We start from the raw sequence: 11,935 nt of genomic DNA on the forward strand, positions 1-11,935 counted from the left end.
GTATGAAACCCTCCGCCCCGGAGATACTGGAAACACAGTATCACTGGGGCGGGAGGTTTTTATATGCAGCACAAGGTGGAAATTTGCGGTGTTAATACATCAAAGTTAAAGGTGCTGAAAAACGAGGAGACCCGTGCGCTGCTGTTGAGAGCGAAGGAGGGAGACCAGCAGGCCAGAGAGGAACTGATATCGGGGAATTTACGCTTGGTCCTGTCTGTGATACAGCGATTTTCCAACCGGGGCGAGAATGCTGATGACCTATTTCAGGTGGGCTGCATTGGGCTGATGAAGGCTATCGATAACTTCAACACGGACCTGGATGTTAAGTTTTCCACCTATGGAGTGCCCATGATCATCGGAGAGATTCGCCGCTACTTGCGGGACAACAGCACTATGCGGGTATCCAGAGCGATGCGGGATACGGCCTACAAGGTGTTGCAGGCCAAGGAGGCCTATATCGCTCAACACCAGAAAGAGCCCACAGTGGAGGAAATCGCCAACATCCTGGACATCAAACGGGAGGAGGTGGTCTTTGCGCTGGACGCGATTTTAGAGCCTGTGTCTCTCTATGAGCCAGTGTACTCCGACAGTGGGGATACCATATGTGTGATGGACCAGGTCAGGGACAGCAAAAATACAGATGAGATGTGGTTGGAGCGTATCGCACTGAAGGAAGCGGTGTCGCACCTGTCTGAACGGGAGAAAAAGATTTTGTCTATGCGTTTTTTTCAGGGCAAGACTCAGATGGAGGTGTCCGCTGAAATCGGAATCTCGCAGGCGCAGGTATCTAGGCTGGAAAAGAATGCATTAAGGCAGATACGGAAAGAGATGTAAAGAGGCCGCCTGACAGATCCTGTCAGGCGGCCTCTTAAAAACAGTTGTGGAGAAAATACGTTTAGACAGTGGCGGGGTTGAGTACGTCGTTTTTACGCATGACCCATTCACGCCAAATAAAGATACCCAGGAACAGGGCGGCTACCAGGATGCCCAGCGGGTAGGCCAGGGTGGTGGACATATTCAGACATTCAGGAGCCTGGACAAAGTAGGTCACAGAGACAGCGGACATAAAGGTAGCGGGTAAAGCAGCCATAAAACAGGCTACAGGGGGGAAGCCGTTGCGATGCAGATAGACGGCGCCAGCCCACAGGACCATCATAGCCAGGGTCTGATTGGACCAAGAGAAGTACTTCCAGAGAGTGGCGAAGTCACCCCACTGGGTGATCAGGGCTCCTATGCCCAGCACAGGGACAGACAGGAGCAGACGGTTCTTCCAATTGCCCTGATCGATTTTGAACCAGTCGGCGATGGTCAACCGGGCGGAGCGGAAAGCGGTGTCGCCGGAAGTGATGGGACAGGCGATGACACCCAGCAGGGCCAAGACACCACCGACAGGGCCCATCATAGAGGAACAGATGTTCTCAACGACAACGGACTGACCACCAGCCAGCGCCTCGTTCAGAGCAGCCACATTGCCATAGAAGGTGACACCGGCAGCGGCCCAGACCAGAGCGATAGCGCCCTCAGCGACCATGGCGCCGTAAAATACCTTCCGCCCCTCTTTCTCAGAGGTCATGCAGCGGGCGACCATGGGGGACTGGGTAGCGTGGAAGCCGGAGATAGCGCCGCAGGCCACAGTGACAAACATCTGGGCCCAGATAGGAGTGTTGGTGGGGTGCCCCATCCCTTCCACGCCGATATACTGCCACATTTCAGGCATCGCGGCGCGGTAAGAGGGGTCGATCAGCATTACACCCATGAGGCCAAGGGCCATGATGATGAGGCAGGCCCCGAAGATGGGGTACAACTTGCCAATGACCTTGTCAATGGGCAGGAAGGTGGCGATAAAGTAGTAAATCAGCACGACAGCCAGCCAGAAGTTGGCATCCAGTGTTTCAGGAGTCAGAATAGCCAAAAGCTGGGCGGGGTTCTTGGAGAAGTTGACGCCGACCAGGATCAGCAGGACTACCGAGAAGACACGCATGACCTGCAGCATGAATTTGCCTAAGTAGATGCCCACGATTTCAGAGATGGAGGCGCCGTCGTGGCGCTCGCTCATCATGCCGGACAGGAAGTCGTGGACACCGCCGCCCAGGATAGTACCAAAGACGATCCACAAATAGACACGGGGCCCCCAGCAAGCGCCGGCCAGGGCACCAAAAATAGGGCCAAGACCTGCGATGTTCAAAAGCTGGATCAGGAACAGACGCCAAGTTTTCATTGGGGTGTAGTCCACGCCGTCCGGATGGGCGACCGCCGGGGTCTGCCGGTCATCCACACGGAACACCCGCTCAATGAGACGGCTGTACAGTGCGAATCCCACCACAAGGACTACGAGGGAGATCAGGAACGTGATCATAAATTTCTCCTCCTCATTAATTTGCTTTTCCATGACGAAAGACATGAAAAAGGCCTTTATTTTCCACTAAAGGTCTGGGAAGCAAAGGAAACTTTGAGCTATCCCTTAAAAGGCGGCTTCATTATATCACGCTTCTTGAGAAAATCAACCCCCAAATCGAAATTTTTACTAAAATTTTGTAAACGAGGATTTTGTGAAAAAAGTGGGTCAACAGCGGACTTAGCCAAGAGCCACATCCAGGATCATCATAATGAGAAACCCTGCCATGACGCCTAGAGTGCCGGTATGCCCCCCTTCGGTGAGATTAGCCTCTGGGATGAGCTCCTCCACCACGACATAGAGCATGGCGCCGGCGGCAAAGGAGAGCAGCCACGGGAGCAGCGGCTGGATCGCCCCGGCAGCCAGTACAGTGAGCAGGGCGAAGATAGGCTCCACCACGCCGGAGGCTGCCCCGATGAGAAAGGCCTTTCCACGGCCCATTCCCTCCTGATGCAGGGGCAGGGAGATAGCGGCCCCTTCCGGAAAATTTTGGATGCCAATTCCCATGGCGAGGGCGGTAGCAGCGGGTAGGAGGGAGGGATCTCCACTGTGGGCAGCCAAGGCAAAGGAGATGCCGACCGCCATCCCCTCCGGGATGTTGTGCAGTGTTACGGCCAGTACCAGGAGGGCGGTGCGGCGGCGGGAGGTTTCGCCCTCTTTGCAGTGGAAGGATTCCGGTGTGAAGCGGGGGAGCAGATAGTCCATGGACAAAAGGAAAACGATGCCGAGGACAGATCCACCAGCGGCGGGCAGCCAACCGGGCATTCCCATGGCCTCCGCCTCCTCAATGGCTGGGATGAGCAGGGACCACATGCTGGCGGCGATCATCACGCCAGCGGCAAATCCAAGTAGGACGCGCTGAAGAGAGCGAGAGGACTGCTTGCGGAACAGAAAGACCATAGCGGCGCCGGAAGCGGTCATCAGGGCAGTGAACCCAGTTCCGCCGGCAGCCCATAAAAGTGCTTGTGTCACGATGTAATTTCCCTTTCTGAAAACGGCGGCGCGATGTCCGGAGCCGGTCCGCGCCTGTGCGGGTGCTTCCAGAATAGGCTATGCGCCGGATCAGAGAGGGGTGAGCCGGGTGACTGATATTCACCCGGCGCTCTATTCAAAAGACCGCCAGAAACACCTTGGCCATCCAGTAGCCGATGGCCATACAGCCGGGAAAGGTAAGGGCCCAGGCGAGAGCGATTTTGCCGGCAACGGACCAGTCCACAACACCGCCCCCCGCTGCTCCCACACCGAGCAGAGCGGCTGTGCGGGTATGGGTAGTTGAGACGGGAAGGCCCAGCAGAGTGGCGGTCATGAGGCAGAAAATATTGCCCAAATCGGCAGACAGCCCTTCTCGCGGGCCAATCGACACCATTTCACGCCCGACTGTTTCGATGATGCGCCTGCCCCCCATAAGGGTACCGGCGGCCATAAAGCCAGCACACAAAATCATAAGCCAGATAGGGATGAGAAAGGTCTGTTCATCTCCGCGACCCTGGGCCAATGCCGTCCCCAAGAGAAATACACCGAGAAACTTTTGACCATCTTGGGCACCGTGAAGAAAGGCAGTTCCTGCGGCTCCGGGAAGCTGGGCCAAAAGAAATGTATGGTTGGAAGCCTTTACATGTTTTAAGGCACTCTGAAACAACTGTCCAGCCCAGAATCCGGCGGCAGTGGACAGAATCAGACCGAGGAGAACCTTGGCCCAACTGTCCCAGCGGATACAGGAGAAGCCACCCTCCAGAGCCACCGCGGCGCCAGAGATACCAGCAATCAAGGCGTGGCTCTCACTGGTAGGAATGCCAAGTAGCCAGGCAGCCGCGGCCCAGAGCACGATGGCGGCCATGGCGGCACACAAAGCGGTAAGAGCCGCGCGGGAGCCGCCGCCAAAGCTGGCGATAGAATAGACGGTCTCCGCCACAGAAGTAGAGACAGCGGTGACACAAAGCACTCCCAGAAAGTTGCATACAGCCGCCAGCAGGACAGCCAAAGGGAAGGGGAGTGCTCCAGTCACCACTACCCCGGCGATGGCATTGGGTGCGTCGGTCCACCCGTTGACCAGCAGTACCGCGAGGGTGAGGAGAACAATCAGTGCCAGAGCTGGATCGCCCGTCAACTGGTCGAGGAAAGCAAAAAAAGACAGGGGCATGGGTTCACCTCCATGCCCCTGTTGTATGCTACTCCTCCTCCAGATATGACCGGGAGCCTCCAGGCGGGGGCGCATGGCCGCTGCCGCCGGCGGCCTGGGTGGAGGAGGCATGGGAGATGGAAGATTTTCCGTACTTGGCCCGAATGCTATCCATCGTTTCCTCCAGCTTTTCCAGCCGCTCTCTCTTTTTGTCCTGGCCGAAGGCCAACAGATCCAGCTGGGCCGAGACCTCCTCCTCCGGGACCAGAGAGAGTGCTGTTACAGTGAGGGCTCGGACGGGATGATCCATATTCCAGCAGCTTTTGGCCAATCCCATGGCGGCTTGACTGATTTCTCGGGCCAGATTGCTGGGGGAGTCCAGACGCTGCTGCCGGATGATATCCCGAAAGGCGGGGTCCCGTATGGCAAGTGAAATACCATTACATTTCATGTGATACCGACGAAGGCGGGCAGCCACTTGGTCCGAAAGGCGGGTGATCCCAGCCTGTATATCTTCCTGCCCCCGCAGATCGTGAGAAAAGGTGAGACCATTGCCCACTGACTTCGGCGGGACGTACTGGGCGGCGGGTGTGACGGGGGAGCGGTCCTCCCCACTGGCAAAGTCATGGAGCTGGGCGCCATTTTTACCCAGCAGAAGAAAAAGTTGCTCCCGATCAAAGCGAGCCAGGTCGCCGATGGTGTGGATATCAAAGCGATCAAAAGTCCGGGAGGCGGCCCGCCCGACATAGAGCAGGTCGGTGACCGGCAGAGGCCATACAATCTGTTTAAAATTTTCCCGGGTGATGAGCGTGGTAGCATCTGGCTTTTTGTAATCGCTGCCTAATTTGGCAAAGACCTTGTTGAAGGACACTCCCACAGAGATGGTCAGCCCAAAGTTGCCCCGCACATGCTCTCTAAGCTGGTCCGCCAGCGCCTCCGGATCCCCGCCGAAGAGATGGAGGGTACCAGTGACATCCAGCCAGCTCTCATCGATCCCAAAGGACTCTACCAGGTCGGTGTAGTCCTGATATACCCGGTTGATCTGCCTGGATAGCTCACGGTATCGGTCATGGTGGGCGGGAAGAAGGACCAGTTCGGGGCATTTTTTTCTGGCCTGCCAGATGGTTTCAGCGGTCTTGACGCCAAAAAGCTTGGCGGGCTCATTTTTTGCCAGGATGATGCCGTGGCGGCTGTTCGGGTCTCCGCATACCGCCACCGGCAGGTGACGCAACTCCGGATGGTCCAGCAGCTCTACCGAGGCGTAAAAGCTATTTAAATCACAGTGAAAGATGACCCGTTCCACCGGACAGCGCCTCCTTTTCATTCAATAAAAAAATTATATTCCAGGCCAAGAAAAAAGTCAAACTAATGTTCGAATTTTCTTGACAGGAAAGGGGAGAGACTGGTAGGATAAGAAAAAAGGAGGGGAGAGGACATGGAATATATACCGGCTAAACATCTGCTCCATAGAAATAGAGGTACGGAGTGGTTTGGTACCGACCATACCATGAATATTTACCGTGGATGTTGTCATGGCTGCCTCTACTGTGACAGCCGAAGCAGCTGTTATCAAAATCCAGATTTTGATACCGTGAAAGCAAAGGCTGGGGCCCTCACTATTTTGCGGGATGACCTGGCCCGAAAGACGCGTCCGGCATTTATCAGTATGGGTTCCATGAGCGACCCCTATAACCCCTTCGAGGAGGAGCTGGAACTGACCCGTCATGCCCTAGAGTTGATAGACGCCTACGGATGTGGGGTGGCGGCTGCCACAAAAAGTGATCTGATCGTCCGGGATATCGACCTGTATCAGTTCATTCAGCGCCATTCCCCAGTGATCTGTAAACTGACGGTGACTACGACAGACGACGCGCTGGCAGCCAAGATCGAGCCGGGGGCTCCCTCACCCAGCCGCCGTTTGGCGGCGCTGAAGGAGCTGGCGGGAGCGGGGATCTTTTCCGGTGTCCTGCTTATGCCGGTCCTGCCCTGGCTGGAGGACAGCGTAGAAAATGTGCTGTCGGTGGCGGAGGCGGCTGCCGAGGCGGGAGCACGATTCGTCTATCCGGCCTTCGGTGTGACCATGCGGGATGGGCAGAGGGAGCATTTTCTAAACGGACTGGACCGGGCTTTTCCAGAACAGGGGCTGGGGGAGAAATACCGCCAGCGGTATGGAAACCGGTATACCTGCTCCAGTCCCAGAGCGGGGAAGTTGTGGGAACGATTTTCCAAACGCTGCGGGGAGCTGGGGCTGTTGTGTGAGATGCGCTCTATCATTTCCGCTGCCACCCGTGGATATCAGGATCGGCAGCTCACCTTTTTTGACTGATTTTTCCCCCGGTTGCCGGTTGGTTGCTGGACTTTCTCCTTCTGGTCTGCTACTATTTGACCAAGGAGGTGGGAAGAATGCCATTGGGAGAACGCCTGAAAGCACTGCGGAACCAAGTCGGTTTTTCTCAGGAGATGGTGGCGGAGCGAGTGGGCGTGAGCCGCCAAGCGGTGACCAAATGGGAGTCAGGGCAGACGATACCCACCGGTGAGAATCTGGCCGCGTTGGCGGAGCTGTACGCCATCTCACTGGACGAGCTGATGGAGGACCGCTCCGGCTGGGTAAAAGATGGGGAGGACAACCCTATCCTGCGGGAAAACAGAACTGTGATAGCTATTTCTGCCCAACTGGGCGCACTCTATGCCTGTGTCTGGACATTACAGGATATGCCGCATGGAGAGCAGCTTGGGGGCGGCTACCTTTTGCCCCTGTTCGGAAATATCGTGATGTTGGCACTGTGCTCTATGTGGATGGTGTGGAACCTGTCCTTTGAGCTGGATTTGGACCGGCGGCGGAACAATTTGAAAATTGAGTTGCGCTATATGCTGGCACAGCTCCTTTTGACCGTCTTAAGCTTCTATTTTCATCTGGGCTTGGCCGGATTCCTGCTGTCTATAGCCATTCTGCTTTTTTATCTGCGTGTGATAAATCCCCGATATATGGGGAGAAAGCTGTGGTGGAAGAAACCAAAAAGAGCGGTCTGTAAGATGAAAAAGGGCTCAAGGGATGGCTCTTAATTGAGGTCCATCCCTTGAGCTTTTTTTGTTTTACCAACCAGGAACAAGCCGGCGCACAGGGCGGTAAAGGGAGCGACTGTTACCAGACCGAAGGAGCCGATGACGGTATGGATCATCTCGGCGGCTACATACTTATAGTTCAAAATATTGGAGATTGGAGTGCCCTGGGCCATAAATACCATCAGCAGTGCCACATAGCCACCGGAGTAGGCGAACAGCAAAGTGGTGGTCATGGTCCCCATGGCCGCTCTGCCTACGTTCATCCCGGATTTGGCCGCCTCCCACCAACTAAGGTCAGGTCGTTTCTCCACGACTTCGTGGACTGCGGAGGTGATATCTACGCTCAAATCCATGATTGCTCCGGAGGCCCCGATAAAAATAGAGGCCATAAAGATTCGGGTCAGATCCAGATGCTGATAGCCGGCATAGAGCAAACTTTCCGAGTAGGACATGACCGCCCCGTGGACCTGAAATAGGTCAGTGAACAGGATGCCCATGATACAGGTGACCAGAACACCAAGAGCGGAACCGGATGAGGCGGCCCAGCATCTCCGGTCGAAACCATAGACCAGGGCGATGATAAGCAGAGTGAGGGCCAGTGTTATGGCAAGGCCGACCCAGATAGGATCCCAGCCTTTGAGATAGAGCGGGACCATCACCTTCCATATCATCAAGACAGTAAGGAGAAAGGAAAGCACAGCCCTTAGACCAGTCTTTCCCGCAAAGAGGACCAGCAGGAGGACAAATAGTCCGCCCATCAATAATTCCCAGGGCATCCGGTAGTGATCGATCATAGATACACTGAGGATCTGCTCCCCTTGGAAATTGATACGGACCAGAGCCTTATCACCGACAGAAAAGATCTTATCCTGTTCCAGAGAGCCGTTCAGGGTGTTTTTTCCCTCTACCGTCTGCCCTTTGAACTGTCCTCCTAGTACCTCAAGCTGACAGCGCTGCTCGCCGGACCGGACGAGCCCGGTATCAATAACGGTTGACTCATCGGTAGACAGTACCAGAGCCGGCTGAATATCAGATTCCTGAAAAACGATGTTATCCTCATATCCCGTGGGCAGGGCGAGCAGGACAACGGTGAGAAGAAGGCATACCCATACAGGGGCATGGTAACGAAGAAAATCAGCTTTCATCTGCTTTAACATATAGTGTTGCTCCTTGAAGAGAGAATATCACTGGGAAGTACCCGTATCTGGAGGGGGAGTGGAGGAGGAGAAGAAAAATGAAAACAAATTCGCCCGGTGAAAGGCGGATATCCGAAAGCTGCGGGGGTACCACCAAATGAAAATGCAGGGGTAAGCCCGCTCCAGTTGGATCGACTGGAGCGGGCCGTTGATATCGTGTTCTCAAGAGAGGGTTACCGAACCGCCAGCATCTGGGCCAGCTTATCGTAGATTGCAGTGTTGTCGTAGTAGCCCTTGAAGAGTTCGGCGTTGACGCCATCCGCAAATACCGCCACGGGGAGTCCGGTGTGGCTGTACGAGGTAAAGGAAATACCGGATTTGTTGTTGAGGATGTGGGTGATGGTGACGGACAATGGTTCATAGGTGCCGTAGGCCACGTATTCCTCCTGGTCGGCCATGCCGGTATCCTTCTCGTTGACAGATTTCTCATAGGCGGTCTTCAGCAGGCCCAGCTCATAGTCGGTGAGCACCAGACGATCGCCCGCCTCACCGTTGACTTTCAGGCCAAAAAGCGTTTCAATGTCCTTCAGAACAGTTTCAAAGGGAGTCTTATTCGCTTTGTAAGCGGCCACATAATCGCTATCATACTTGGCATAGGAAATAGTTTGGCTGTTGAGCTGGCTGAGATAGGTGTCGTAATCAGTCCCGGCGAATCCAATGGACAAGCCGCCGGTCTCATGGTCTCCTGTGACCAGAATCAAAGTTTCTTCGGCGTGGTCCTTGGCGAAGTCGATGGCTACCTGTACCGCGTCGGCCAGGGCCAGGGTGTCATGAATCGAGGCGGCGGCATCGTTGGCATGGCAGGCCCAGTCGATTTTGCCCCCTTCGCACATCATGAAAAAGCCTTTGTCGTTGTCCAGTACCTGGATACCCTTTTTTACATAGTCTGCCAGGGACCACATATCGTCAGTCCTGTCCAGCTCATAGGCCATGGCGTCAGAGTCGGCCAGATGCTCATCCACGATGATAACGGGGCCGGAAGTGACCTGCTCCGCTTCCGCCTGAGTTTTTACCACAGTATAACCTGCCTCTTTGGCCAAATCATACAGGTTGTCCTTATCACCGTCTGCTCCGTCTGGCTTCAACAGGGCGCCGCCGGCAAAGTAATCAAATCCTGAGTCTATCAGCTCCAGACCGATTTCATAATAGCTGTTGCGGCTGGCCTGATGGGCATAGAAGGCGGCTGGGGTGGCGTGATTCAGATTGACAGAAGAAATGACGCCCACCTTCATACCAAGCTGCTCATGGACCTTTTCCGAAATAGTCTCATAAGAGATGGTAGCAGTTTCATCCACATTGATAGACCCAGAATAGGTCTTATGGCCGGTAGCAATGGATGTGGCTGTGGAGGCAGAATCAGGGGCGAAGGAGTTAGAGTCATAGGTCACAGCAGAGCCAGCTACGTCAAAGCCCATAAAATTCAGAGCGACAGGACCGTCCAGAATCGCGCCCTGGTTGTCATCCAGACTGGGCTCGGCCAGCAGGTAATCAGGATCGGCCATGGAGCCTAGATAGTCGGATGCGGCCTGGAACTGTGGATAGCTCATTCCATCACCAATAAACAGAAAGACATATTTCGGAGATTTTAAGGCTTCAGCAGTGGTCGACATGGGAGCGACCTGCGTGACCCCACTGGTTTGTACTGGGCTGCCTGCGGCATCCCTTGAAGATGTGCCGGAGCAGCCAGCCAAAGACAAAGCTGCCATGGCCAGCGCCAACGCGGCGGAAAAAAATCGTTTCATACTGTTTTCCTCCTGACTGTTTACACTTATTCTTGACATTGGGGACAGGTCTATTCTAAGGTCCGCCTGTTAAAACGGCTACAGCCTTTGGGTGAAAGATAGGTAAAAGATAGCTATGAAAAAACAGCGCGCTGCCAAGAAGCAGCGCGCTGTTGCTGTATCTTACATCATAACGCTCCCTTTGAGGAATGGGAAACGGAAAGGAGGGATCATCTTTTCTTTTTGGCCTTTCCGGAGAGATCATCCATATCTACCCGCCACACGGACGTGACAGAGAGGCTGTGCTGGATAGCGGCATTGAAAAGGCCCTCTGTCATATACTGTGGGGTGAGCTTCTGGCAGAGAGCCCGCAAGCCGTCGACCTTTTCCTGATCGTCCTCCACCAAAACTACAGTCCCGGTAACGATGGCGGACTGAAAATAGGTGGTATAGTTGTTGGGCGCCTCAAAATTGGGGTCGTCCTGGGCTACAAAGGTAATACATATGCGGGGACATCGTTTCAACAGCTCCACCTTGCGCCCCTCACGGGCACAATGAAAATAGAGGCTGTTACCCACACGGACAAAGGAGAGGGGAAGACAGTAGGGAGTATCCTCCCCGGTTGTCAGAGCGGCTACCCCGTGGGTGCAGCGGTCAATAACGGACAGACAAAAGTCCCGGTCCTGTGCGCGGTCTGCTCTTCTCATGATGACATTTTCTCCTTTACGAGTTTTGTGATCCATTCCGCTGGGTCAACAGTTGAATGATCTGCCGATAAAAGTCTGTGGGCTCATCCTGAAAGCACTGGGCCATGGTGTCCGCCTGTTTCCGTTCTGGGACCAGCAGCTCCAGATGGAGAAGCGGTGTGGTTTCATCATTGAAGTCAAGCTTGAGCGTACAGGTCCCGTCTTGATTCTCCGACACCTGGGAGCGGACCTGGGCTTCTCGGCGGAGAGCTTCGTTGACCTTGACCAGATTCTCGTCACAATGCATTCGGACCGAGTAGGGGAGGCTGCTCTCACAGATCTGACTGTTTCGCACCCCCTTTTCGGTGATAGAATAGCGGTCGCCTTCTTTGGACAACTGGCCGGTCTCCACCATATGTTCCACAGCCTTGGTCAGAGAAAAGTAGTCCACGCCCGCGTCGCACAGGGCCAGCTCCAGAAGCTGAAGAAAGGTAATGGGCCCGGCAGTCCGGGCCATGATATACAGAACTAAGAACTTCAGATCCAGCTCATTTTGAATAAAGCCGATGGGGGCCATGGTGTCCACTCCTTTTGCAAGAGGCATTAAGGTACACTCCATTATACCCGATTCAGAGGAAAGCCGCAAGAGTGGGATAGAAAAGAGATGGAGCCGCACAAAATACGGAGCGCCTCATAAGATGGAATGTAAGCGAAACCCAAAGGGGCGGCTTTGACCGTCCTTACCATCCAAATCT

General features: G+C 54.7%; 11 protein-coding genes. 3 read left to right on the plus strand and 8 right to left on the minus strand.

The genetic code is table 11. The features are described 5' to 3' along the window. Positions 1-63: 63 nt before the first annotated feature. Positions 64-834: an RNA polymerase sporulation sigma factor SigG gene (sigG, locus tag MCG44_RS07840; RefSeq protein WP_147571878.1), complete on the plus strand. Its 771-nt coding sequence runs from the start codon at positions 64-66 to the stop codon at positions 832-834. A 61-nt stretch (positions 835-895) separates the two neighbouring features. Here sigG and MCG44_RS07845 read toward each other — a convergent pair whose 3' ends face one another. The 4 genes from MCG44_RS07845 to dinB form a co-directional block, all read right to left on the minus strand. After that, positions 896-2,356: a carbon starvation protein A gene (locus tag MCG44_RS07845; RefSeq protein ID WP_147571877.1), complete on the minus strand. Its 1,461-nt coding sequence runs from the start codon at positions 2,354-2,356 to the stop codon at positions 896-898. Positions 2,357-2,575: 219 nt separating this feature from the next. Beyond that, positions 2,576-3,316, minus strand: coding sequence for a ZIP family metal transporter (locus MCG44_RS07850; RefSeq protein WP_263858453.1), 741 nt, complete (start codon positions 3,314-3,316; stop codon positions 2,576-2,578). A 187-nt stretch (positions 3,317-3,503) separates the two neighbouring features. Further along, positions 3,504-4,535 carry an inorganic phosphate transporter gene (locus tag MCG44_RS07855; RefSeq protein WP_240287607.1) on the minus strand — a complete coding sequence of 344 codons (1,032 nt, stop codon included), beginning with the start codon at positions 4,533-4,535 and terminating at the stop codon, positions 3,504-3,506. A 28-nt stretch (positions 4,536-4,563) separates the two neighbouring features. Further along, complete coding sequence (dinB, locus tag MCG44_RS07860; RefSeq protein ID WP_147571875.1) at positions 4,564-5,817, minus strand: DNA polymerase IV; 1,254 nt, start codon at positions 5,815-5,817, stop codon at positions 4,564-4,566. A 132-nt stretch (positions 5,818-5,949) separates the two neighbouring features. On the opposite strand from dinB, the gene MCG44_RS07865 reads away from it, so the two are divergent. Both MCG44_RS07865 and MCG44_RS07870 read left to right on the plus strand, forming a co-directional pair. Then, positions 5,950-6,840, plus strand: a complete 891-nt coding sequence (locus MCG44_RS07865; protein WP_240287609.1) for an SPL family radical SAM protein — start codon at positions 5,950-5,952, stop codon at positions 6,838-6,840. Positions 6,841-6,917: 77 nt separating this feature from the next. Further along, positions 6,918-7,577 carry a helix-turn-helix domain-containing protein gene (locus MCG44_RS07870; protein WP_240287611.1) on the plus strand — a complete coding sequence of 220 codons (660 nt, stop codon included), beginning with the start codon at positions 6,918-6,920 and terminating at the stop codon, positions 7,575-7,577. Here MCG44_RS07870 and MCG44_RS07875 read toward each other — a convergent pair. From MCG44_RS07875 to MCG44_RS07890, 4 genes are all read right to left on the minus strand, one after another. Further along, the gene (locus MCG44_RS07875) at positions 7,574-8,734 is read right to left on the minus strand and encodes a YibE/F family protein (protein ID WP_240287613.1); all 1,161 of its coding nucleotides are present in this window, start codon (positions 8,732-8,734) and stop codon (positions 7,574-7,576) included. The genes MCG44_RS07870 and MCG44_RS07875 overlap by 4 nt on opposite strands. Before the next feature lie 212 nt (positions 8,735-8,946). Continuing rightward, positions 8,947-10,515 (minus strand): alkaline phosphatase, encoded by a 1,569-nt coding sequence (locus tag MCG44_RS07880; RefSeq protein ID WP_240287615.1) that lies wholly within the window; start codon positions 10,513-10,515, stop codon positions 8,947-8,949. A gap of 209 nt (positions 10,516-10,724) precedes the next feature. After that, entirely contained in the window at positions 10,725-11,201 is a 477-nt protein-coding gene (locus MCG44_RS07885) for a pyridoxamine 5'-phosphate oxidase family protein (protein WP_240287617.1), read from the minus strand. A 16-nt stretch (positions 11,202-11,217) separates the two neighbouring features. Then, on the minus strand, positions 11,218-11,784 hold the full coding sequence (locus MCG44_RS07890) for a DUF4364 family protein (RefSeq protein ID WP_186852607.1): 567 nt from the start codon (positions 11,782-11,784) through the stop codon (positions 11,218-11,220). Between the last annotated feature and the right edge of the window lie 151 nt (positions 11,785-11,935).

The organism is Lawsonibacter sp. OA9 (genome assembly GCF_022440585.1).